The following is a 23642-nucleotide window of genomic DNA, read 5'->3' on the forward strand; positions in this document are numbered from 1 at the left end:
ATTTCGATAAATTACATTGTACCCATTCTGTAAACGCTAAGTGAAATATGAAAATGCAATCAATTTTCACCGGAAGAATATTGCTGCGTATTGCGCTAGCTGGTGTTATTCCGGTAACAGTAACGTTATTATTTCTCTGGACTGGCGGCTGGCTGGCACCTGAACGTCTTACCTCAGACAAGCTTGTAAATGTATTAGAAAAGTCATCTGGCGTGCATCCGACCTATCGTCGGAATCATGCTAAAGGCATTTGCGTGCTTGGCCGTTTTATCTCTAATGGTAATGCCAGCGTTTTATCGCGCGCGTCACTGTTTTCCCGAGGAGAAACAGCCGTAACGGGACGTTTCGCCATTGCGGGTGGTAATCCCCTCGCACCCGATTACGCTGTGCCGGTACGCAGCATGGCTCTGCTTTTTCAACAAGCCAATGGTGAACAATGGCGCACGGGCATGAATGCCATGCCCTTCTTTCCTGTCTCTTCGGTTGAAGCGTTTTATCAGCTTCAGACGGCTACACTGCCTGATACCAGTACCGGAAAAGTAAACCCGAATAAACTCAACGCTTTCATAACGAATCATCCGGAAGTAAAACCTTTTTTTGCATGGGCTAAGCAGTATACGCCGTCCACCAGCTGGGCCAGCGATCGCTTTAACAGTCTCAATGCCTTCCGCTTGATTGATAAATCGGGCAACTCACATCTGGTCCGCTGGAGTATGGTTCCGGCCATCAAGGCAGACCCTGTCAGCGATGCCAATAAACATGACAGCGATTTTTTGCAGAAAGACCTTATACAGCGCCTTGGTCAGGGCGCGCTCAGGTGGGATTTAGTCATGACACTGGCTCAGGCTGGCGATAAAAGTAATGATGCCACTAAAGCATGGCCAGCCGATCGTCAAACGATTAATGCCGGCACGCTGGTGATAAACCAAGCCACTCCTCAGCAGCAAGGCCCCTGCAATGACATCAATTTTGATCCTTTGATTTTGCCCGATGGTATAGCCGCCTCTGACGATCCGATATTGAATGCGCGTTCGTCGTCCTATGCCAGGTCGTACAATTTGCGCACTCGGGAACAAGCTCAACAAGCAGGAGCGAAATTATGAAGCATGTCGAATATTTTCATCCAGCTATGCGCTTCCTGCACTGGCTTATGGCCGCAGCGATTTTAACAATGCTGTTTATCGGCGTAGCCATGGTTGCCAGCGTATCATCCCTGCATAGTTTACTGGTGGCGATACATAAGCCGCTCGGCGTGATGATATTGGTTTTAGTCGTGGTTCGCTTGTGGCTGCGTTTTGCAACCGTAACTCCCGCTTTGCCAGCGTCATTACCCGCATGGCAGCGTGGCGTGGCGCATCTTTCACACTGGATACTTTATTTGATGATGCTGGCCCAGCCTCTTATTGGCTGGGCCATGCTTTCAGCGGCGGGTTATCCTGTTACTCTCGGTGCCGGAATTGTCCTGCCGCCTGTTGTGCCCGTGAATAATGACTGGTATGCGCTACTGCGCCCCCTGCATACCTGGTTTGCGCTCGCGCTATTCGCTACGGTAATGCTGCATCTGGCAGCTGCGCTGCTCCATGCTTTTGTACTGCGAGATGCCGTGTTCCGCAGTATGACCGGCATGCGTAAACCCTGACTGTCCGGTTTATGCCGCAACCTTGCTGAAAAAGGTTGCCACCGTGAACGCAATCCCATTGATGGAGGAAGGCAATGACGGTTATCCGTTTTCCTGACAGGAAAGTGTTAGAAATCTATGCATGTTCGGCCTGTATGCCGAATGAATCCGGCGCCCCAAAATCGCAGGCGGTTGAAGAGCCTTCTCAGTCTGTAATCGCTGGTGAAAAGGAAGCGGTTCGCCATTTCGCGCTGATAATTGCTGAAAAGCTCTTAACAGACAGAGAACTTAACCATGCTGCACCATTCCTGGTGGATAAAATTGTCAGGATGCTGGTTGAGGAATCTCGCTGTATTCAGGATAAACCTTAATGAGGACAAAGCTCGCAAGAAAAGAGTTTCTGCGAGCTTTGCGAATGCATTATTTATAAGCTTTGCCGGTATGATGGCCAAAACTTCATACTCCCCAAGCTCAATCATGAGCTGGCAAGACCGGGATAACGCATTAAGAGAATCATGATGGGTGCAATCAGGGACGTAACGCCATCTCAACCGCTGCTTCGCAATGAATCAGCGTGGTATCAAAAACGGGCACGGAAACGTTATCCTGGTTAAGTAACATACCCACTTCCGTACATCCAAGAATCACGCAATCTGCACCCTTTTCAGCTAAACGCTGCGCTATGTCTTCATAAACAGAGCGACTGGCTGGGACTATTATATCCTTGCACAGCTCCTCATAGATGATGCGATGCACTTCTGCCCGATCGGCAGTATCGGGAACAACAGGCTGAAGTGAAGCCGCCCTGAGACGATCAAGATAAAAGGACTGCTCCATTGTAAAAGCTGTCGCCATCAGACCTGGCGCTTGCAGACCTTCTTTGATAACCCGGGCGGCCGTTGCATCCGCAATGTGCAGCAGCGGGATGCTGATACCGTCCATCATCTGCTCAGCCAGTTTATGCATTGTATTTGTTGCCAGAACGATAAAATCAGCGCCTCCGCGTTCCAGCGCCTTTGCCTCGGTGTTCAAAAGTGAACCGGCTTCGTCCCATTGGCCTCTGATCTGTAAATCTTCGATGATTGCAAAATTTAGCGAACGAATCAGCAGCTCAGGAGAATGCAAGCCACCCAGGCGCTGACGAACCAACTCACACATTTTTCGGTAATAAATTTGCGTTGAGGCCGCAGACATGCCCCCCAGGATTCCAATCGTTTGCATCATATTTCCACTCAGTTATAGAGGAATATTTCGAGGATAAACAGCTGAAGTAATTAAAAAGGAGGAGACATAAAATGCTGCATCTCCATTTACCGTTATGGCGAATTTTCAGCAATAAGACGATTAAAAACAGGCTCTATAATTTGTTGAAACATATCGGCATTATCAAAAGCTCGAGCCGCCAGCATGGCACCATGTACCGTGGCCATCAGGGCTTTCGCCTCTACGGCTGGCGTTTCTTGTAGCTTAAATGTGCCTTCGCTTTGCCCCTTTTCGAGCAGCGAGGTTAACCAGTTGGAAAGGTCGTGGAAGTGACGGGAGACTTCAGCAGCCACTTCGGCTGGTAAGGTAGGTAACTCCACAGCAAGCATCACGCATATACAGAATGAGGAAGAACCGTCCTTGATACACTGGGACCAGTAGCCAATATATGCTTTAAGCTCAGCCAGTGGGTCGTTGAGCTGACGATCAAGAGCTGACATTCCCGCACGCGCTTCTTCACAATACTGCGCCACCACAGTGCGCACGAGATCCGCCTTACCGGGAAAGTGATGGTGAATGCTGGCCTTACGAATCTGCACGACTTCGGCAATATCAGCATAGCTGAAGCTCTTATAGCCGCCGGTGGTCAGCAGGCGACGAGTATGGGCAACAATTTCGTTAGCTTTCTGTGAAAGTTCAGTCATAAATAGTCTCGGATTACCGATACGAAAGAAAAAGATAGCCCTTGTATCGAGTGTAAATATTGCATCATCCAACCTATCTGTAGGTAGCCAGTTTGTCAAGGCAGCGCTTTTCATGTGGTTCACGCCTTTACAGCCTTAAAAGTCTGTCTATAGCTCTATGCTCTCTACCTTCCTGTGGCTTCCGAAACGGTAACCGGGTCAGAAGATAAGATTCTTTCCGATTCCGTACGACAGAATAGTGAGCCAGCCTCTTGAACCTGCGTATATAACTTCGCGTTTCTTTCAGTTGCGCAGCGTGCATGTGCGTTGGGCTACGAGAATATGCAACAGCTTACTCGCAGATATCCGCTTTTCGCTGATAGCGAACATGGGGGCCACGGCAAGCGGCTTTGTGCCAGAAGCGGACATTACATACCTCACGACCTATTCAGCTATGCCGAATAAACCTCAATGCGATGAAACAAATACCGACGCTTGCTGCACAGGCGGAACGGCGAAGTTACGCTGCATGCGTTTTATCTCCTCAGCCGGCGGCAGACCAAACAGGCGTTTGAACTCGCGATTAAATTGCGATGGGCTTTCATAGCCAACGGCATAACTCGCGGCGGCGGCAGTGATCTGCTGGCGCACCATCAACATCCGCGCCTGGTGCAGGCGTACCGATTTCACATACTGCATCGGCGGCATCCGGGTTATCGCTTTGAAATGGCTGTGAAACGTCGGCACGCTCATTCCTGCGTCCATAGCCAGTTGCGTCAGCGTTAACGGCTCCGCGTAAGTGGCATGGATGCGCTGAAGCACTTTGCCTATCTTGCCGAACTGCCCCTGTAAGGCCAGCGCGGCCCGCATTGCGTTGCCCTGAGTACCCGTCAATACGCGGAAATAGAGCTCACGTACCCGCGCAGGGCCGAGGATAGCGACTTCAAGCGGATTGATCAGAACTTCAAGCAAGCGCAGCACGGCCGTTTTTACTGCGTCCTCCATCGGGCTCGACATCATGCTTTGTGGAGCAGCGGGAGGATGTGGGGCGTCATGCTGTTCAATCTGCAACATCAGTTCAGCGGCAAGCTGGAAATCCAGATGCATATAAATCGCCAGCAACGGATGTTCTGCCGACGCGTCGGTTTCCATCACAAACGGCACCGGTACCGAAACCGCCAGATAGTGCTGCTCATCATATAAATAAGTTTGCTGACCAAAATAGCCGCGCTTGCTGCCCTGGCAGACAATCACGATCCCCGGATCGTAAAGCACAGGCGTTCTGGCAAGCGGGCGATCGGAACGCAAAATTCGCACATCAGGCAAGGCAGTAAGGTTGTACCCCTCCTGCACCGCAAGTGCCTTCATCAGGGCAATCATTACGGTCATCACAACACCTCATAAAATCAGGCAAGGAAAAGAGAAGATAAGGCCTAAAAATGCGGCAGAACAGAGAATAACATGCAACCTTCACTGTTCATGGGAGTTCTTTTATGACATCTGCAAAAACGATTTTAATCACTGGCGTCAGCAGCGGCATGGGTCGCGCGCTTGCACAGGAAGCCCTCGCCGCAGGCCATCGGGTCGTCGGAACCGTACGCAATCGCGAAGCGCAGCAGGCTTTCGAGGCGCTCAATGCGCAGCGGGCTTTCGGCCGACTGCTTGATGTCACGGACTTTGAGCATATTGATGAGGTAGTTGAGGAGATTGAGTCAACCGTCGGTCCGGTTGATGTGCTGGTGAACAACGCCGGTTATGGCCATGAAGGCATTCTTGAAGAATCGTCCCTCGAAGAGATGCGCCGCCAGTTTGACGTGAACGTGTTTGGCGCGGTGGCGATGATTAAAGCCGTGCTACCGGGCATGCGCCAGCGCCGTCGTGGACACATTATCAATATCACCTCGATGGGCAGTTTCATTACCTTGCCAGGCATCAGTTATTACTGCGGCAGCAAATTTGCACTGGAGGGGATATCAGAGACGTTAAGCAAAGAGCTTGCCCCGTTCAACATACACGTGACCGCAGTGGCACCCGGCTCGTTTCGCACGGACTGGGCCGGGCGCTCAATGGTACGCAGTGCTCGCAGCATCCCGGACTATGACGTTTTATTCGACCCCATTCGCCGGGCTCGTGAGGAAAAAAGCGGTAAGCAACTCGGTAATCCCGTTAAAGCCGCCCATGCCATGCTGGCATTGATTGAAAGCCAGAGTCCCCCCGTGCATTTGTTGTTAGGCAGTGATGCACTGAGCTTAGTGCGGCAAAAGCTGACTGCATTAAATAATGAAATAGAACAGTGGGAAAAACTCACTCGTTCAACGGATGACTAAGCGGCCCGTAAGCAGAGCTGAAGTGAAAAATAACGGGTTCTCAGCTGGCTGCCGAATCACGCGGAAGTTCGCAGCCAACTGAGATTTGTTGTGTTACTTGAGGGAAAAGCTGGCTGGGGCTGTAGAGCGATCGGAGGAGCGCCGGATTAACCGGATACTTAGCCCTGCCCCAGTAGCCAGGCAGACTGCCATCACCAGAAGCGCGACGATAAAGGCATGGGTAATGACTGCTCCGCTGTCACCCTTGCCCAACATGCTGTAAAAGATACCGCCGATGACGGCGACGCTCAGCGCAGTGCTAATTTGTAATACCGAGCTGGTTACGCCAGCAACCATACCTGAAAACTGTGGCGCAACCCGGCCTGTCACCATCCGCACCAGGGTTGGCATCGCCAGCCCCTGTCCAAGACCAGTAACAAAAAGGAGAACTGCGAGCGGCAGCATGGCGGGAGGTCTGCCCGTCAGCGTCGTGGCGATCAACCATGCCAGGCCCGCCAGCCCTACGGTTTCGCATCCCATCCCGATTGCGCTAAGGTAATTTCCGACAAAGCGCCTCAGGTAAGGTGTCAGTAACGGACCAATCAGAAAGCCGATGCCAAAGGGCAGAAAAAGCGTGCCCGCGCTCAGGGCGTTAAAATGCAACGCACCTTGCAGATAAACAGAAAACAGAAGAAAGAACGCGCCGATCGAATAAAACAGTAAAATAATCACAAGTCCCTGGCCCAGCCCTGGCGCGCGTAACACGGTCGGATTAAGCAGTGGCGAACCTCCCTTCTGGCTCAGGCGACGCTCATAACGCCATAACAACGAGACCAGCAGTGGGACAGTAAGAAACAACAGCCACGTCCACCAGGGCCATCCCGCCTCACGGCCTTCAATCAACGGCACTATCAGCGTGCACAGCGTGGCTGTTGCTAGCAGCATGCCGACGGGGTCCAGTCGCTGTGCAGATTGCACCCGCGTTTCTTTCAGCAATGGCAGGCCAAAAAGAATGACCAGCAGCGCCACAGGCAGGTTAACGAGAAAAATAGCCCGCCATCCCAAGTGAAACAGGTCCGCTGAAATCAGGATGCCGCCCAGTACCTGTCCGATAACGGAGGCCAGACCAAACACTGCACCATAGATACTCAGCGCTAGCGGTCTCTCCGCTTCAGGAAAAATGGCCTGCACGGAAGCCAGCGCCTGAGGGGCCATAATGGCGGCGGTGGCACCCTGTAATATGCGTCCGGTAATCAGTACCCAGGGTGACCAGGCTAACCCGCACAGCAACGATGCAGCGGCAAACCCGATAAGCCCAAGAAAAAACATCTTTCCACGACCATAAATATCGCCCAGGCGGCCGCCGGTAATTAATGTTACCGCATACACGGCAGCATAGGATGAAATGACCAGCTGGTCAGCGGAAGATGAGGCCCCCAGCTCGTTCTGAATGGCAGGCAGCGCCACGTTGACGATAAAAAAATCGAGCGGCGGCAAAAATGCCCCAACCAGTAAAATGACAAACATTGCCCAGCGACGTGGCTCGGCTTGCGGGATGCTATGTGCCGACATAAAGCACTCCTTATGAAACGGTACAATCCCCGGTAGGGACGTTTTGTGATGGCAAAATGTGCAGTTAACCTGTCAGGACGGGGCGTGTGCGCTGGGGGTTAGCGCATGCCGCCGGAGGCCAGAATTACCTCACCTGTGACCCACCCCGCCTCGTCTGATGCAAGAAATGAAACGATCGGGGCAACATCTTTCACCTGGCCGATGCGGCCGAGCGGCGTCTGCTCTTCATTCCATGTCTGGAAGTCCGAGTTCATCGCGCCAGCGCTGTGGCTTCCTTCCGTTTCGATCAGGCCGGGGTTGACGGCGTTGACACGTATTCCCCGGGGGCCGAGTTCTCGTGACAGTACGCCGGTGATGGCGTCAATCGCGCCTTTGGCGCCGCTGTAGATGGCGCTCTCGGCAATAAAGACGCGGGTGACGAACGAACTGATATTAATAATGCTGCTGCCTTTACCCAGGTGCGGCGTGGCGGCAGCGCTCACTAACAGCGGTCCCAGAACATTGATGTCGAATTGCCTGCGGTAGAGCGCTTCGGTGCTCTCTTCAATTTTGGCGAACTGGTAAACACCGGCGTTGTTCACCACAATGTCCAGCCGCCCGAAATTGCCGATGGCCGCGTTGATCAGCGCCTCAACCTCTGCCTGGTTGGTGACATCCGCCGCTACCGCTAAGGCCTGCCCACCGGCGGCTTCAATATCGGCAACGACCTTATCGGCACCGCTTCTGCCTGTGGCATAATTAACGATGACCTTCGCACCGTCAGCCGCCAGCTGGCGGGCAATGCCTGCTCCGATACCTTTAGAGCCGCCCGTTACGATGGCAACTTTACCTTTCAATTTGTTCATATTTTCAGCTTCCTGATAGGACCGCCTGGCGCGGTATGGTGGTGGAGGCTATGGTGATACCAACATCATTGTTTGGGAACTGCCACTTTTGTATATTCAATGTTCATTTTTGAACGGTGAGGCGATGACATGGAGTGGGGTGACGTCCGGGTATTTCTTGCAGTCATTCGTAACGGTTCTTTCGGGGAGGCGGCCCGAAGACTTGGCGTGAGCCATCCGACGGTCGGGCGGCGTATAAAGGCGCTTGAGGATGAGGCGCAGCAAGCGCTGTTTCGCCGGACACGGGAGGGGCTGGTGCTGACGGACGCCGGCGACGGGGTTATGAAGCTGGCCGAAGCGATGGAAAACTCCGCGCTGGCGATGGAACGCCGCTTGGCAGGTAATCACGAACGTCTTGAAGGGATATTGCGAATATCTTCAGCAGAGTGGTTTGCTAACTATGTTCTGGCCCCTATTCTGGGCGAACTGACGCGCCGCCATCCGGCAATTGTGCCAGAAGTCATCGCAAGCTATCGCTTGATCAATCTGGCGCGCCGTGATGCCGACATAGCGTTTCGCATTGTGCCCTTTACCGAGCCGGATATTGTCCAGCGACGTCTGATGAGCATGCCCTACGCCCTCTATGGCACGCCTGAAAATGCACAGACAATGCTCACCGATCCCTCTTCGGTGAGGCTAATTTTGATGAATACCGAGCAATCACACTTTCCTGACGTCTCATGGCTGCTCGAGCGGTTTCCGCACTCCAGATGTGCCTTCAAAAGCACGAGTCGGGCGATTCAGGCGCAAATGTGTCTGCGCGGAATGGGGATCGCCGTGCTGCCACAACCGTTGGGCGATGCCACCACTGGGCTGCAGCGCATTGCAACGCCTGATTTGCCCCCTTCAAGAGATATCTGGGTAGGCTACCACCAAGATCTTCGGCACATGGATCGCTTACGCGCCATGCTGGATATCGCCGATGCGTTGCTTACGGATCCCGCACTGGTGGCTCCGTGAGCCTGTTCCCCCACCCGTTCACTTAAACTGATGTTCTGAAGGAGTTCATGTGGCAGCAGAAGGAGGGGCCATCACGCCTAAAAACCTTCCGGTATCGCGTGATCACTGCTTAAAACGACTTTAAGGTTACTCGCGTCGTAACCTTCTAGCTTGTTTGCGCCCCTTACCAACAAACTTTGCCAGTTTCGTTTCCCCTTACTTTTGGATGTGCTGTACCCCACTCCTACCACAAATAAAAAACTGCCTGTACTCAAACAGGCCAGTAGGCGTGAACTTCCGCTTTGTGCCAGAAGCGGACATCTATGACATCTGTCAGGACGCGCTGTTTTAGGCAACAGTGCGGTATAGAACCTGCTTTTGGCAACATTGATCAACCTACCGCACAAATTACTTATCGCATTTAAGGCCCGCCCAGCTTTAATATATACAGTTAAACTGTATATATCAGGAGTTTCATATGTCCGAAGAGAACAAAATTGTTGTGCAGCACTTTAATCAGCGTGTCATTGCCGAAGGCAATCGGCAGGCATTTGAATCTTTAGTCGCTCAAAGCTTTATCAATCATTCCGCACCAGCGGGGGTTGCCAACGATCGTGAAAGCCTGTGGCGCACCTTCGAACTTGTCCTGCGCCCTGCGCTCACTGACTTACAGGTCCGTATTGAAGAACAGATTGCCGAAGGCGAATGGGTCACTACACGTAAAACGCTAACGGGTGTACATAACGGTGAACTTCTGGGAGTGCAGCCCACCGGTAGCAGCGTAACTATCGAGGTGATTGATATGGTGCGTATTGTTGAGGGGCAATATGTTGAGCACTGGGGACTGAATACGCTGGAGCAGGCGGTAAACCGTCTGAAAAAAAATTAAAGGAGTTTACGCAGCGCCGTAATTCCTCTTTGTAACTCCTCGCGAGCAGCAGCATCAAGCTTGTCAGTTATCTGGGCTGCAATCCATTCTGCACGTTGTGCCCGCGCATCCGTCAGCAATGCTCGTGCTTTTTCACTCAGAACAATTAAATGCGATCGCGCATCTTGCTGACACTTTTGCCGCTGCACCAAACCTTGTCGTTCCAGCTCATTAATCACCAGACGCATGCTTTGATGCTTTACACCGCGCAGGCGGGAAAGTTCAGCAACTGAAAGCGCTTGATGCGTATCAAGCAGGTCTAATGTTTCATGCTGTGATGTGCGCACACTGGAGGTTGCGACGCGAACATTGCGAACAAATGCGCTAACTGTTTGTCGCAATTCATCAGCAAGCGATTGTATTTCTGTATTCAAAGAGGAGATTCCTGCATATCTACGAAAGCACAGTATAAAAGAGATCGGTTATACATCCAGCCGCTTATAAAGGCTGGGATAAAAAAATCCTATTGTCAGTATGTTTCATTATTTACTCGTCCAGGACCTTCCTTCTTCAATGTCCGCTCTTTGCTCTTAGCGGACCTTGCCCTGCGCGCATTTCTGCTATGAACCAGAAGCAGACATTGCAAACGGAGTAAATTGCAGGAGGAATAGCACTCAGTCTGACTGCTGACAATATCAATGAAGGGCTTTTATTGAGACCTGAAGGCCATTTTATTTGATTGGGAGTCAGGGCCTCTCATAACGTACGATAGTCACCGATTCGCTACCTGATTGACGAAGTGATTCAAGCCCCTGCTCTATCCTTCCCAGTTTTACCAGGCCTGGCGAATGCCGGAAATCTTCACGAAAAATGGCAAGATTTCCCCAAGGCGCATAATAAGCGATATCTCCGGCTCTGGGCGCTATGGCCTCTCGTTTATCAGCCTGACTGAGCTTAGCGGGAAGCCAGGCAATTTTCTCGGTTGAACCATAATCTTCAAGCTTAACCGTCAGCGGTAGCATAGCAATGAACTCACGGGAGGCGGCATTATCTTCCAGTGAGCCAGTCACAGCCACCCCGTTATAAATGAATTTTATTTTCATAACATTGTCCTGACCTGCAGCCACTGCCGTGCTGGCTGTGACTGCTAACGTAAGCAAGCCTGTAAGAATGACTTTAATCAATGATGCCTCCTTATACACTGCTGCCTGTGATTCCCGCTGGGCTGCGTTGTCTAACCTTATTCCGGTATACGGTCACGCAGGACTTCACCGACAACCGGCGCCGCCGAAAAAACATTTGGCCAGCCTGCATAGAAGGCGGAATGGGTTATGATCTCACCCGCCTCTTCTGCAGTCAGTCCATTGTCCATTGCGCGGTTAAGGTGATAGCCAATCTGGGCGCTCTGACCGGCTGCAATCAGCGCGCTAACGGTAACCAGACTACGATCACGCGGTTTCAGAGCAGGTCTCTGCCATAAATCTAGAAACAGTGGATCGGTCGTAAACTTCACCAGTCCGGGAGAAATGAAACCAACATTTTTTTCTACTGTTTCAGAGCGTAGTTTTTCAGCGTTTTTATTTAAGGGGAGAAGTTCAGGAGAAGCTGTGGCTAACTGTTCAGGATTAACCCCTCTTTCCTGGAAAATATCTTTGGTCACCGCTATAGCAGACATTGCGTTTGACCATCCCGAATAAAACGCAAGGTGGGTAATAATTTCTGATACTTCGGCTGGCGTAACGCCATTATTCAAAGCGATGTTGACATAATGGCCAAGCTCGGCTGACTGGTTTTTTGCAATGAGAATAGCAAGCGTGACAATACTACGGTCACGCAAGGATAACTCCTTTCTTTTCCAGAGATCATCTGTAATGACTTCACTGCTGAAGCGGGCAAGGGCGGGTGAAACTGCCTGGATATCACCAACAGAAAGTACGGACGGTGTTACTGACGGCATAACTTCGCCTCTTTTATCTTCAGCAAATGCGGGAGCCCCCATCATGAGCGACATCGCAGCAGCGCTAATTACTTTTTTCATAGCTAATCCTTAATAGACACAATGAAACCTGTAAATGATTCATTAATTGGCTCTTACCGTGTACTAGTGGGCGAATGAATCATAAATTTCTGATACTCAGAACGTTTAAAAATAACCACATATACACAGTTAATTGTACCTTTCTATCGGTATCGTCATAACCCGGAAATACAGAATGCACCTGTGAGAAAATTTCACAGATGATGCAAATTTGTTATTACACAACGTTAGAAGCATGCTTACATTGCGCTTGCCAGACGCAACGGTTGAAGCGTATTTTCACTTCAACCGTCCTGTTGTCTGTTTAATTTACTTCGAATCTGGCTCCACCCTTATTAATGAGCAAGACTGGAACGACAGGCACTGCCTCTTTATAGGTGGTCATGTTTTTAGTCTGCATGATGTAATCCTGAAAGTGCGGTGTTTTTCGATGTGCCTGATAATCGGCATCGCTCGCATAAATTTCATAAAAATACCAGCGATTCATATTTTCCTTATCAGCCGCAGCATACATTGCGAGCACGCCATCTTCCTCTTTTAGTGACTGCTCCATTTCAGGTAATACAACTTTACGGAACGCGTCTTGATATTCTGGCTTCACATCAACTATGACAAAATTGTTTATTGTCTTGGCGTTCTGCTTAATTATTTTATCTCCCAGAAACTGCGGTACTGTTTCAATCCTTTTCTTCTTTCTCGCATCAATAACTTCAGGCGAGCTAAGACGGAATTGTTTATAAGGGCTGGAAGTCAGATGTTTTTGGTAAGCATCATCGTCTGAATAAACCTCGATCATATAGGCCATTTCCGGGTTAGCTTTGTGCTTAACCGAATACATTGCCAAGGTTCCCTTTTCATCAGCTAAAGACGCGGAGATATTTTTTCTGGCGATCTCATCATACAGCGTGCTTTGTCCGGACTTGATGCCGAGCTCGAAAATATTGAATACAGGAGCGTCGGATTTTTGCGACCCCTGAGCAAAAACGGCGCTGTTCAACATCAGTAAGAGAATAATGACGACTATATTTTTCATGGAGATCCTGAGCAGGTCACAAATGACGGGTATGCGGGTTAAACCACAGCATGATGGGTATCAACTGGCTTACATTTTTAGCCGTTCTGTCAGCTGGTGCTGATATTCAGGCAGCTTGCTGCTATGTACGCTCTGAAAAACCAGCGGGGAAAGATAAGTCATTCCTGCATGCAAAGCGCTGGCTTTCATTGGGGTAAATACATCTGCAAGGCTGACACCGATTCTTCCTGTTTTACCGTAAGTAGAATCGCCTCCAGCAGCGGTAGTGACAATGAGCATTTCTTTACCTTGCCATAATCCTGGACCGACGCTGCCCCAAGTGTCATTCAGGTAGGCTTTCATCATCGGCGTAATGTTGAACCAGTGAGTCGGGAAGATAAAAACAATACGTTTATGTTCCCGTGTTATACGCCGTTCTTCTTCTCCGTTTATTTTACGCGTGTCAAATCCGTAGAGCGTTTCAAGATTCCGGACAGTAACGCCTTCTACGCTTTCAGCCGCTTCCTGTAACCCTTTAATCATTACAGATCGTTCTGGATAAGGATGAGAAACGATAACGAGTGTTTTGAAGTCGGTTTTATCATTGCTGATGGCTTTGCTGACAGGCAGCAGAAAAATAGCAACCAGTATTACCGCAATTTTTGCTTTTCCGCAGAGGTTAAACAGTTTCATCAGTTGATCCTTTACCCGGTTGGCTTTTTAAACGCACCTATGTCCCGTGCTTTATAACATTCGTTGCATGAGCCGCTAGCGGTGCTTCGTTATTATTTAAACCATTTTTTAAGAGCAGATCCTTTAAGGCATGAGGCAATTGAAATATGTTGTTTAAATTATTCAGGAAGCCCTTCAACGATATAAGTGCGTGAATTGCCCGAACGATGACGTATAGGAATAATTTTTTGATACTCTGGTGAGCTGTACCACGCCTGCGCCTGTTTCAGATTGCTGAACTTGATCATGACCAACCTCCCCTGAGCACCAAAACCTTCCTTAATATCGGGATCGCCGCCACGTATAATGAAGCGTCCTCCGTAGGGCCTGAAGGTGGACTCGACCTGAGCGCTGTAAGGTTTGATACCGTCACGATCGGTAGGTTGGAATTCCGCTACATAATAGGCTGGTGTGTCGGCAAAAGCTTGCGTTGCCAGAGAGGCTGTAAACAGAGAAGCCAGTATCAATTTTTTTACCATGTCTCATTCTCACTTTTATTGGTCAGAAATTAGGATTCCGATTACGATCCGGCTGAATGAAATTAGCGTGTCCAGACCTGTGTCTGGTCCTTTGTCTGTGGAGTGTTCTGCGCCATGATTCCGGACAGTGCATGTGGCTGATAACACTCTTCCAGATAAAGAATCTCATCGTCATTCAATTGCAAATCCACTGCTTTTACCGCCCCGTCAACATGGTGCCTTTTCGTTGCGCCGACGACTGGCGCTGAGACTTTTGTTAACAGCCAGGCGAGCGATACTTCAGTCATTGAAACTTGGTACTGCCCGGCAAGCTCAGCCACACAGTTGATAATAATCTGGTCCTGATGCGCCGTTTTATCGTATTTTCCTTTTGCATAGTCATCTTCCTGTGCTCGACGGGTCTGTATCTCACCGGGTCGGGAAAGGCGTCCGCTGGCCAGAGCACTGTACGGAGTCAAAGCAATGTTATCTTCAGCACATAAACCAAATAATTCACGTTCATCCTCACGCATGATCAGGTTGTAGTGACTCTGAACTGAAACAAAAGGCGTCAGACCTTCACGCTCGGCTAGAGCGTTTGCTTTGGCTAGTTGCCATGCGTGACAGTTGGATATGCCGATTGCCCTGACTTTTCCCGCCCGGATCGCATGATGAAGCGCTTCCATTATTTCTAAAACTGGCGTGTTGTAGTCCCAGATATGGCAGATGTAGAGATCGATGTAATCCATGCCAAGATTGTGCAGGCTCTGGTCGAGGGATAGTGTGATAGCTCGCCTTCCGCTCACACCATCGGCAAGCTGCTGTGCTGTACGCGGAAGAAATTTTGTGGCGACCACAACCTCATCGCGCTTTGCCATTTCACGCAGCGCCCTTCCGACATAACGTTCACTGGAGCCCAGCTGATAGGCTATAGCCGTATCGTAAAAATTAATGCCCTGTTCCAGCCCATGGCGAATGATTTCACGGCTTTCTGTTTCACCGAGCGTCCAGCTGTGCTGCCCCTTAGTCGGGTCACCAAAACCCATACACCCCATACAGATGCGGGATACGTTAAGGTCACTGCTACCGAGTCGGATATATTGCATCATGGCTCCTCTGCTGAACGTTACTGTGGAAGGATTTCCACCGTGGCGTTTCTTGCATGCCTGACTAACATGGACGTCATAAAACTGCTTTGCGCATATTTATGGCGGTAAGCTTCGTCAATTTTTTGATTCAATCCGGCCTCGTCGATGGGAGTAAACTTCACATGCAGTACATGGCCAGCCGCATGGATCATGCCCGCCTTCTGACTAAGCGCGGCCTGATACCACTTTGACCTTATTCCAGTGTAAGCCCGTACAAACAATCGGTTTTCCACGACCACTTCCCAAATCCAGGTCGGCGTACCGGTGGTTTGCATATCAGGGTGATAGGGGGCGATTTTCAGATCATCTGCAGTATTGATCTTTAGCAAAAGTTCGTGGTTCCAGCTCATACACCGTTCCTCATCTTCGGCACACCTCTGCTTTTGTGCTTATACCTTTCTCTATTATCTGCTCTGTAGGTTCTGCCAGTTTCCCGCCATCATTTTCGGTTTAAATTCACGAGTCTCGTACCTGGCTAGATTCGGGTAAAAAGCGTCTTCACACAGGATACTCATCAGTTCTGCACGACGTTCAGTTCTGGCGATAATGACCCCTGCCCGTTCTTTTATCCCACCATTTTCAGTGCAGGCGCTGAAATTTTAAGTGCAGCAATCAGGCGTGAGGCATGTTCTTTAGCCATCGCCTTCTGCGCCGCGATCTTAGCTTCACTACGATCGGCATAGCTGAGTCCGCAGGTATAAACCGGTTTCTGTAAATCCAGATTGCACAACGCAGCAATGGTTTCGAACTGCATCAGATAATCTTCAAGGGTATGGCCGAATAAACCATGAGAGGAATAAAGCGCCTGCGGTGCACCGGTCGTAAAGGAGAGAATAAATTTCTTACCGCCCAGTTTGGCTGCTGAGCCATGCGCGAAACCGTGCACGAAGACCCGATCGAGCCACAGTTTCATTATCCCCGGTAATGAATACCAAGAAAAAGGGAACTGCCACACAATGACATCGGCTTTGAGTAATGCCGCCTGTTCTGCTGCAACATTAATCTCACAGTCAGGATACAAATCATCCAGACGGCGGATAGCAACATCCGGGAGGACACGGGCAACTTCATCGAGAATAGTCGCGCTACCAATGGACCCACTGAGATTCGGATGTCCCGAGATGATAAGTACGTTTTGCATGATGAATGTATAACGCTGGTTTATTTAACAGACAGACAGTATAAACAGCGTTAATTATGTTTTTTAGAGCATTAATAGTTTAAGGACTTTTAGCTTTAGGCTAATAATCAGCAGTGCAGTGAGATCAGGATGACGTAATGAATAACGTAATTTATAACCAGATCCGGATTTTCCAGTGTATTGCGCGGGAAGGCAGTATTTCTGCGGCTGCCAGGAAACTGCAAATCACTCCGCCTTCAGTGAGTAAGGCATTAAAGCTTCTTGAACAGCATACTGGTCATCCCTTGTTTGTCCGCACTACCCGCCGTATTGAACTGACTGATGCAGGTCAACAATTACTCCAGCAGACATCCGTCGCCGTAGACTCACTGGAAAAAGCGCTTGAGGATATCAGAGACCAGAGTCAGGAACCTTCAGGGCTGGTCAGAATTACCCTTTCACGATTCGCTTATCTGCTTCTCCTCAAACCCTGTATGGCAGAATTTTGCCAGCGTTATCCGGCAATTCAGTTGGAGATTTCCGTTTATGACGGGACGGTCAATATTATTGATGACAGGTTTGATTTAGGTATCCGGTTCGGCGATATCCTTGAAGGAGGCGTGGTTGCCCGCCAGCTGATGAAACCTTTTCGCGAAGGACTGTATGCTTCGGCAGCCTATCTTGAGAAATTTGGCATGCCGGCCTCACCTGTTGATTTGCACAAGCACAGGCTTATTGGCTACAGATTCATTACAAACAACCGTATTCTCCCATTGATACTGGAAGACAAAGGCGAGCAGTTAACAGTAGACATGCCGGGGCAGCTAATCAGTAATGACATTGAGGTTATGGCTGACGGAATACGTAACGGCCTGGGTATCGGAAGGTTGTTTGAACCCGTTTACCAGTTGCAGCCTGATAATAAAAATTTCATCCCGGTAATGGAGTCTTACTGGAAAACGTATCCGCCTGTGTATCTTTATTACTTAAAAAGTGCGGGGAAAACTAACAGAGTTAAGTCGCTGATTGATTTTTTACTCAATAAAACAGGTGGTTAAAATTACCAATAACGCAGTCAGCTTTATCATACATCTCATAACGTGAGTGAGTTTCACTGTTTTAACGATACTATTTTCAGGCTGACTATAGGTGAATAAGCAAATAAGCTCTCATTAATACTGAGATGCGTAAGTCTCACATTGAGTTAACCAGGCCCGGCTACCCTCTGGAAAAACTGAACGGTGGCTGCTCTTTTTAAAATCATTATCCCGAGCTTGTTTGCACCAGCCGAGGGATGCTGTGATAATTTCCATTGCTTCCCCGGATTTTCTTTCATCAAATTAAACCTTCAGCTGATAATAATCAGGCCACAGTCCATTTCCAGCATTCAGACTCCCGTTAACTGCATCAAATTAATTGAACACATAACTAACCAGAATTCTTTACGAACCAGCGCAACGTGATGACACATCGGGACGCGCGGTGCTGCGAACCGGTGAGGCAGAATGCCGCAGCGGATCAATGTTACAACCCCAGAGGTCGGGCTTCTCGGATAAATTCAATCAGCAGGCGAAGTCCGGTCGGCAACTGTCGTCGGCTTGAATAGTAGATATGAAAGCCATCCTCCAGCGGAGACCATTCCGTAAGAACCAGTATAAGCCGTCCGTCTCTTACGTAAGGCGCAACAAGTGGCTCCGGAAAGTACATCAGTCCTGCCCCGCCCAAAACGGCAACGAGGCCGGTCTCCGCCTGATTGACCGTAACTGAAGTCGGCACGGTGATCTGGAACGTCTCGCCGGCTCGCTCAAGTTCCCAGCGGTAAATCCTGTCATCGCCAAGACGGTTGCTGACGCAGCGGTGATTTAACAGGTCTTCGGGATGTCCGGGCGTTCCGTAACGCTCCAGGTAATCGGGTGATGCAGCAATCACCCATCGGATATCGGCAGACAGACGCCGGGCGACCATATCTTCCGGGACAGTTCCGCCATAACGGATACCCGCATCGAAACCTGCATCGGTCACATCAACCAAGCGATTGCTGGCTACAATATCGATTTCAACATCAGGATAGCGATCCATAAAAGCCGGCATGACAGGAGCCAGCAGAAGATTTGCCGCCTCGACGGCCGCATTGATACGGATACGGCCGCTCGGGGTGTCCCGAAACCGGTTGAGCGATTCAAGCGCGCCCCCGATAGCCTCGAAAGGTTCAAGAACAGACTGAGCCAAAGCGTCACCGGCCGCCGTAAGCGTTACGCTCTTGGTCGTGCGATTAAACAGGCGAACGCCGAGTCGGGTTTCCAACCCCTTCAGGGCATGGCTCAGCGCCGATGCACTTACGCCTATCTCAACGGCCGCGCGACTAAAACTGCGATGACGTGCGATGGCCAGAAAATAAATCAAATCGGCAACATCAGCTCTGCTTGTTTGCATAAAGAATAGATTCCCCTTGTCTGAAGAGGTCGGGTCGGCCTGCTTGTAGATGCTGTTTATCGCCGTCCGTTCCCGCCCGTTGACAGATGCCTCACAGGGCTGACTATTGAAACTGCCATAATATAGGTCGTAGCCCGATGACCGCTATCTGTTGCTGAATTTTTTTCACAAGTCAGTCCAGCCTGACCCGCTAACTGAGAACTATATGCTTCGTTATTCTTGAAAATATGCGCCCTGACCAGAAAGCATTTTCCGGATCGGCGCATTCACATAACGGAGCAGTCTATGAACTATACGCATCTTGGCCGCACGGGCCTGAAAGTCAGCCGTCTTTGCCTGGGTACCATGAATTTCGGAGACGTCACCGACGAGACGACGAGTTTTCGTATCCTGGACGAAGCACTTGAGGCGGGTATAAATTTCATTGATACAGCCGACGTTTATGGCACGGAGCAATCACCCGATATCAAACAAGGCTCGGGTCTGTCCGAGGAGATTATCGGTCGCTGGCTTGAAAAGGGCGGGCGGTGTGACCGTATCGTTCTGGCCACTAAGGTTTACCAGCAGGGGTCTGGGATGCCTGCCGATGGTAGGCTAATACGGTGGCGGCCTGCGGGATTGAAGGTGTCGTGTTTGACCGGCACAACAATCGGCTGTTCGTCGATGCGGCTACTGGTCACGTGTTCAGGCTCACATGGTCTCTTCAACGGGGGTGTGATGATCGAAACGGTGTATCTGATACAGGTCCACATAGTCCATTCCGAGCCGTGTCAGGCTGTCATCAATCGACTGAAATAACGCCTTACGGGACAAAAAACCAGTATTTAGTGAGTTTCGCCACGGTAAAAAAGCTTTGGTAGCGACGACGATTTCATCACGACTGGCCATTTCTCTGAGCGCCCGCCCCACAATTTCTTCAGAACTGCCACCTGAATAAATATTGGCCGTATCAAAAAAATTAATTCCGGCTTCAAGGGCCTCTCGGAAAAAAGGACGCGAAGATTTTTCATCCAGCGACCAAGGCTGAGGAAGCCGCTCAGGCTCGCCATAGCTCATGCAGCCAAGGCAGAGCCGAGACACCCTGAGCCCACTTCGTCCGAGATTGACATACTGCATTTCATCTCCTTACAACAACGGCAGGTGGCAGAAAGCCGGTATTAAGAATCTCACTAAGAATTTGAAACGCTACCGGTCCGACCATTCAATAGCAGCAAGGTTAAGGCATCAGTACAGGCTGAACCAGCAGCCTTTATCGAATGGGCTGCTGAGGATTTTTCACAAACAGTATTACAGGCCCAGCGGCTTTAATTCCCATGACCAGGTCGACCATCATTCGTCACCATTCCTGAAGATGCAGTCTGATTTAAAATGCCGGACAATATATCAATCCGAACTTACCCGGCAGGTGAAGGTATGTGCTGCACTTAAAGCGATCATTTCATGGCTGAACTCTGCCATCTGTTCTGAAGAGGGACGAAAAGAACGCCGGCTTCTTTCTGGGCCACAACTTGCCACTTTATGATCCATTCTGGGAGTCGGATATTACCTACTGAGCGCCTATGAATACAGACGGTAGCACGCAATGGAATCTCGCTACGTTGAATGACGAACGTCCGCTTCTCGCTCATAGCGGACCTTGCCCCGCGTAAATGTCTGTTCTGTGCCGGAAGTGGACAAAAGGGGGAGTTAGAAAGGCGGTTAATTAACTAATGTGATGGCCGAACTATCGATGGGGAGTATCCGGCTCGGAATTTTTGACTTTACGTGTTCCAAGATGTTGATAAAACCGTAGTAAGTATCCATCAGGATCGGCAACAATAAACTGACGGTTTCCGCTTTCCACTGCCTCAACACGATACCAGCGGTCCTCAACAGGAAGAAAAAGACCAACGCCATGCTGGGACAATGAGTTTATCAGGGGAGTAATTGAGGGAACCAAAATCTGAACATTCACCCCTTTTCCGAACGGGTAACCAGTCGGCTGATGCCCTCCTTCAAATGTCCGGCCTTCTCCTATCTGGTCGATCATGAGTTCAGCTTCCCCCAGTTTCAGGTAACAAAAGCCTTCTTCAGCGCGCTCATATACACATTCGAAGCCCAGAATTTGGCAGTAGAATCTTTTCGAATTGCGCCAATCTGATACAGAAAACTCAGGTACAAGTGCATTACTCATGGCCATAACTCCGTTTTCAATCTCAACGTTAATCATCTGGAACCAAGGTGAATGCCTGAGCAAACTGGCTTCCGGCGGTTCGGCAGAACCTGGCGACTCTGCCGGTTAGGCTATCGCGCTGATAATTCGGCTTGCCGGGAAGCCAGAGGGGGCCATTCAGACTTCCCCTCCACTGGTTCTGAATCATCAGCAACCAGTGTAACTGCTGTGTACCACCAGCAATGGAAAATCGTTGACCCGATAAAATGAAAGTAGGAAGAAGCCTCACAGAGAAAAAGCGCGCGGGTAGAGTAAGAAGCGAAACGGTGAATACATGCTCCTGAATGTTAGATATAACAGCAAACTTCCCGGTCAGATTTTTATTGTAATGAATTGGCAAAGGTCGTTTGATTACCTATCAGGAACACAAAAATTGTCATTTCGTTGCATATATGCGTCCGGACATCAAATTATTACATCAGTACAGCCCCAGCGTTGCCAGAAAACGTTTTGTCAGCGGTCTTGTTTCCTCTTTCCACCATACGGCAAAAAGGGTGATTTCAAGCGGCAGCCAGGGGAGAGATACCAGAGCGACATTATCCGGAACAATCCGCGCAAGGCTTTTCTGTATGAATGTGAAACCCAACCCGGCCTCCACACAGGCTAGCGCAGCCAGTGGCCCGCTGACTTCCAGACAGATATTGGGGCGGAAACCGCCTTTCCGACATGCGGCGAGCAATCGCGCCCGCGCCGTAGGATTCAGGTTTTCCTGATCTGCTATCCACGGCTGGCCATTGAGATCATCAGGGCCGGGAGCTGGTAGCATTCTTTCTCTAGGCATAGCCAGTATCACAGGTTCCGTCAGGACTTTTTCCTGACGGAACATGCCGTTAGCATCAGGTGGCGTATGCAGCAGGGCCAGATCAATGGCTCTTTCCCTCAGAAGTTCAATCTGTTGCTTTGAACGCATAGCATGTAGGCGGATATCCGCTTCATGCCGCATACCAAGCCGTGCAATTGCCTCAGGAAGAAGCCGGGAATGGAGTGCCGCTTCTACATAGCCTATATCCAGTCGCCCTGCGTAATCATGCGAAAGATGCCGGCCGTAATCTTTCAGGCGATCGTGATGTTGTAAAAAAGGCGTTACCTCATTAAGAAATTTTCTTCCCTCTTCAGTTAGCTTTAACCGCTTTTTATCACGATGAAAGAGCGTAATACCTAATTCACTTTCAAGCTGCTGGATCTGTCTGCTGAGTGGAGATTGAGAAATATGAAGCCTTTCTGCTGCCTGTCCGACATGTTCGAATAAGGCAACGGTGGCAAAAGAACGCAGTAATTTTATGTCCACAACAATTTTGGTCTCAACTGAGTCGAAAATTATCATAGTCTCATCAGGCATTTAACTTCAATATCTTTAGGCCGTGACCGTAACACTGACTTGCCAGCGACTGTTACTGGCTGGTTTAAACATCACGGACCGAATGAAGCTGCAAATTATAATTTTATTTTCATTAAGCGAGGACAGCATGGATACGTCACCTTTTCTTTCGCAAAAAATTGGCCATTACTCGATAACCGCAATAAGCGACGGACGAATGAAAGCCAGCCTGGGTTTACTGTCAGGAATTGATTTAACCGAAGCAGGAAAAATTCAGGAGAAATCAGGAGTAACAGCTCCCGATGATATTCATATTTACTGCTACCTCATACGCGGACAGGGACGCGTCATACTGGTGGATTCCGGGATGGGAGGACTGAATTATGCAGGTGGCGAATTTAAAAAAAACCTTTTCTCTGAAGGCGTTAATCCAGACGATATAGATACCGTGCTTCTGACTCACGGACATCCAGACCACATCGGCGGTTTGCTGAATGAGCATGGTCAGCCTGCATACAGAAACGCGAAACTTTTCCTGAGTCGTGATGAAGCAGCATTCTGGCAGGATGAAAATAAGCTGAAACTCATGGGTGAGCGCATACAGATGACCGGGTCGCTGGTTCGTCGCACGCTGGAAGCTTATGGCCCTGTGCTGCGTTTTACTGATGAAGCAGAAATCAGTGAGGGGATCAAGGCTGTAAGTCTGCCGGGGCATACGCCTGGACACACTGGGTTTCTGATAAATTCATGCGATGAAAGCCTGCTGATCTGGGGTGACATTGTGCATTATCCGCATATTCAGTCAGCCCGGCCTGAAGTTTCAATTTCATTTGACTGTGATCCAGCCCAGGCAGAGAAAACAAGAAAAACCATTCTTGAACAGGCCGCTCGTCAAAATTTATGTGTTGCCGGCATGCACTTCGGTGAACCCGGGTTCGCATATGTTTCCGGTTCTCCTGAAAGGGGGTATTTTTTGAAGTCATGTTCAGAACAGCAGAACGTCGTCCGCGGTATAACGGTATAATGCGCCCCGGCGAGCTTTTTGAAGTAAGAAAGCAAGCTCTTCTTTGGCATTTTCTCCAAAGGCGGCTCTGAGTG

The 23642-nt window shown here is 49.8% G+C and carries 25 protein-coding genes and 2 pseudogenes; 9 read left to right on the forward strand and 18 right to left on the reverse strand.

Annotated elements, in window-relative coordinates:
* Positions 1-47: 47 nt before the first annotated feature.
* The 3 genes from SC127_RS10075 to SC127_RS10085 all read left to right on the forward strand — a co-directional run bounded on the left by SC127_RS10075 (position 48) and on the right by SC127_RS10085 (position 1989).
* Positions 48-1103, forward strand: coding sequence for a catalase family peroxidase (locus SC127_RS10075; RefSeq protein WP_332626123.1), 1056 nt, complete (start codon positions 48-50; stop codon positions 1101-1103).
* Positions 1100-1639: a cytochrome b gene (locus SC127_RS10080; RefSeq protein WP_332626124.1), complete on the forward strand. Its 540-nt coding sequence runs from the start codon at positions 1100-1102 to the stop codon at positions 1637-1639. Before SC127_RS10075 ends, SC127_RS10080 begins: the two co-directional genes overlap by 4 nt.
* Before the next feature lie 74 nt (positions 1640-1713).
* Positions 1714-1989, forward strand: coding sequence for a hypothetical protein (locus SC127_RS10085; protein WP_332626125.1), 276 nt, complete (start codon positions 1714-1716; stop codon positions 1987-1989).
* A gap of 157 nt (positions 1990-2146) precedes the next feature.
* On the opposite strand, the gene SC127_RS10090 is transcribed toward SC127_RS10085, so the two are convergent.
* From SC127_RS10090 to SC127_RS10100, 3 genes are all read right to left on the reverse strand, one after another.
* Positions 2147-2842 carry an aspartate/glutamate racemase family protein gene (locus tag SC127_RS10090; protein ID WP_332626127.1) on the reverse strand — a complete coding sequence of 232 codons (696 nt, stop codon included), beginning with the start codon at positions 2840-2842 and terminating at the stop codon, positions 2147-2149.
* Between the two features lie 92 nt (positions 2843-2934).
* Positions 2935-3639 carry a TetR/AcrR family transcriptional regulator gene (locus tag SC127_RS10095; protein ID WP_332626129.1) on the reverse strand — a complete coding sequence of 235 codons (705 nt, stop codon included), beginning with the start codon at positions 3637-3639 and terminating at the stop codon, positions 2935-2937.
* A gap of 333 nt (positions 3640-3972) precedes the next feature.
* Positions 3973-4893 (reverse strand): AraC family transcriptional regulator, encoded by a 921-nt coding sequence (locus SC127_RS10100; protein ID WP_332626131.1) that lies wholly within the window; start codon positions 4891-4893, stop codon positions 3973-3975.
* Between the two features lie 104 nt (positions 4894-4997).
* Between SC127_RS10100 and SC127_RS10105 the strand changes: the two genes are divergently transcribed.
* The gene (locus tag SC127_RS10105) at positions 4998-5831 is read left to right on the forward strand and encodes an oxidoreductase (RefSeq protein ID WP_332626133.1); all 834 of its coding nucleotides are present in this window, start codon (positions 4998-5000) and stop codon (positions 5829-5831) included.
* A gap of 93 nt (positions 5832-5924) precedes the next feature.
* On the opposite strand, the gene SC127_RS10110 is transcribed toward SC127_RS10105, so the two are convergent.
* Together SC127_RS10110 and SC127_RS10115 are read right to left on the reverse strand one after the other, a co-directional pair.
* Positions 5925-7382 carry an MFS transporter gene (locus SC127_RS10110; protein ID WP_332626135.1) on the reverse strand — a complete coding sequence of 486 codons (1458 nt, stop codon included), beginning with the start codon at positions 7380-7382 and terminating at the stop codon, positions 5925-5927.
* A 98-nt stretch (positions 7383-7480) separates the two neighbouring features.
* Positions 7481-8227, reverse strand: coding sequence for an SDR family NAD(P)-dependent oxidoreductase (locus SC127_RS10115; RefSeq protein WP_332626137.1), 747 nt, complete (start codon positions 8225-8227; stop codon positions 7481-7483).
* A 129-nt stretch (positions 8228-8356) separates the two neighbouring features.
* On the opposite strand from SC127_RS10115, the gene SC127_RS10120 reads away from it, so the two are divergent.
* The gene (locus SC127_RS10120) at positions 8357-9226 is read left to right on the forward strand and encodes a LysR family transcriptional regulator (protein ID WP_332626139.1); all 870 of its coding nucleotides are present in this window, start codon (positions 8357-8359) and stop codon (positions 9224-9226) included.
* 457 nt (positions 9227-9683) lie between these two features.
* The gene (locus SC127_RS10125) at positions 9684-10094 is read left to right on the forward strand and encodes an ester cyclase (protein ID WP_332626141.1); all 411 of its coding nucleotides are present in this window, start codon (positions 9684-9686) and stop codon (positions 10092-10094) included.
* Here SC127_RS10125 and SC127_RS10130 read toward each other — a convergent pair.
* The 9 genes from SC127_RS10130 to SC127_RS10170 all read right to left on the reverse strand — a co-directional run bounded on the left by SC127_RS10130 (position 10091) and on the right by SC127_RS10170 (position 16602).
* The gene (locus SC127_RS10130; protein ID WP_332626143.1) at positions 10091-10507 is read right to left on the reverse strand and encodes a MarR family winged helix-turn-helix transcriptional regulator; all 417 of its coding nucleotides are present in this window, start codon (positions 10505-10507) and stop codon (positions 10091-10093) included. The two genes, SC127_RS10125 and SC127_RS10130, sit on opposite strands and share 4 nt — an antisense overlap.
* Positions 10508-10819: 312 nt before the next feature.
* Positions 10820-11257 (reverse strand): cyclophilin-like fold protein, encoded by a 438-nt coding sequence (locus SC127_RS10135; RefSeq protein WP_442955743.1) that lies wholly within the window; start codon positions 11255-11257, stop codon positions 10820-10822.
* Between the two features lie 56 nt (positions 11258-11313).
* The gene (locus SC127_RS10140; protein WP_332626144.1) at positions 11314-12111 is read right to left on the reverse strand and encodes a carboxymuconolactone decarboxylase family protein; all 798 of its coding nucleotides are present in this window, start codon (positions 12109-12111) and stop codon (positions 11314-11316) included.
* Positions 12112-12415: 304 nt separating this feature from the next.
* The gene (locus tag SC127_RS10145) at positions 12416-13144 is read right to left on the reverse strand and encodes an antibiotic biosynthesis monooxygenase (protein ID WP_332626146.1); all 729 of its coding nucleotides are present in this window, start codon (positions 13142-13144) and stop codon (positions 12416-12418) included.
* Positions 13145-13213: 69 nt separating this feature from the next.
* On the reverse strand, positions 13214-13816 hold the full coding sequence (locus tag SC127_RS10150; protein WP_332626149.1) for an NAD(P)H-dependent oxidoreductase: 603 nt from the start codon (positions 13814-13816) through the stop codon (positions 13214-13216).
* A gap of 158 nt (positions 13817-13974) precedes the next feature.
* Complete coding sequence (locus SC127_RS10155) at positions 13975-14334, reverse strand: DUF1330 domain-containing protein (RefSeq protein ID WP_332626151.1); 360 nt, start codon at positions 14332-14334, stop codon at positions 13975-13977.
* A gap of 62 nt (positions 14335-14396) precedes the next feature.
* Positions 14397-15419, reverse strand: coding sequence for an aldo/keto reductase (locus SC127_RS10160; protein WP_332626410.1), 1023 nt, complete (start codon positions 15417-15419; stop codon positions 14397-14399).
* Between the two features lie 20 nt (positions 15420-15439).
* On the reverse strand, positions 15440-15811 hold the full coding sequence (locus tag SC127_RS10165) for a DUF2255 family protein (protein WP_332626152.1): 372 nt from the start codon (positions 15809-15811) through the stop codon (positions 15440-15442).
* Between the two features lie 215 nt (positions 15812-16026).
* A complete protein-coding gene (locus tag SC127_RS10170) occupies positions 16027-16602 on the reverse strand; it encodes an NAD(P)H-dependent oxidoreductase (RefSeq protein ID WP_332626154.1) in 576 nt (191 codons plus the stop codon).
* A 137-nt stretch (positions 16603-16739) separates the two neighbouring features.
* Between SC127_RS10170 and SC127_RS10175 the strand changes: the two genes are divergently transcribed.
* On the forward strand, positions 16740-17639 hold the full coding sequence (locus SC127_RS10175) for a LysR family transcriptional regulator (RefSeq protein WP_332626156.1): 900 nt from the start codon (positions 16740-16742) through the stop codon (positions 17637-17639).
* 466 nt (positions 17640-18105) lie between these two features.
* Here the strand turns inward: SC127_RS10175 and SC127_RS10180 are convergent, their stop codons facing one another.
* Entirely contained in the window at positions 18106-19014 is a 909-nt protein-coding gene (locus SC127_RS10180) for a LysR family transcriptional regulator (RefSeq protein WP_332626158.1), read from the reverse strand.
* A 285-nt stretch (positions 19015-19299) separates the two neighbouring features.
* Between SC127_RS10180 and SC127_RS22580 the strand changes: the two are divergent.
* Positions 19300-19611, forward strand: a pseudogene (locus tag SC127_RS22580) (aldo/keto reductase); the annotation flags it as partial.
* Between the two features lie 96 nt (positions 19612-19707).
* Here SC127_RS22580 and SC127_RS10190 read toward each other — a convergent pair.
* The 3 genes and pseudogenes from SC127_RS10190 to SC127_RS10200 all read right to left on the reverse strand — a co-directional run.
* A pseudogene (locus SC127_RS10190) lies at positions 19708-20130 on the reverse strand (aldo/keto reductase); the annotation flags it as partial.
* Positions 20131-20737: 607 nt separating this feature from the next.
* Positions 20738-21187: a bleomycin resistance protein gene (locus SC127_RS10195; protein WP_332626162.1), complete on the reverse strand. Its 450-nt coding sequence runs from the start codon at positions 21185-21187 to the stop codon at positions 20738-20740.
* Between the two features lie 457 nt (positions 21188-21644).
* Complete coding sequence (locus SC127_RS10200) at positions 21645-22565, reverse strand: LysR family transcriptional regulator (protein ID WP_332626164.1); 921 nt, start codon at positions 22563-22565, stop codon at positions 21645-21647.
* Positions 22566-22692: 127 nt separating this feature from the next.
* Here SC127_RS10200 and SC127_RS10205 point away from each other — a divergent pair, with 127 nt between their 5' ends.
* The gene (locus SC127_RS10205; protein ID WP_332626412.1) at positions 22693-23568 is read left to right on the forward strand and encodes an MBL fold metallo-hydrolase; all 876 of its coding nucleotides are present in this window, start codon (positions 22693-22695) and stop codon (positions 23566-23568) included.
* Positions 23569-23642: the final 74 nt, after the last annotated feature.

Source organism: Pantoea sp. T14 (assembly GCF_036663535.1).
GTDB classification, from domain to species: Bacteria; Pseudomonadota; Gammaproteobacteria; order Enterobacterales; family Enterobacteriaceae; genus Pantoea; species Pantoea phytostimulans.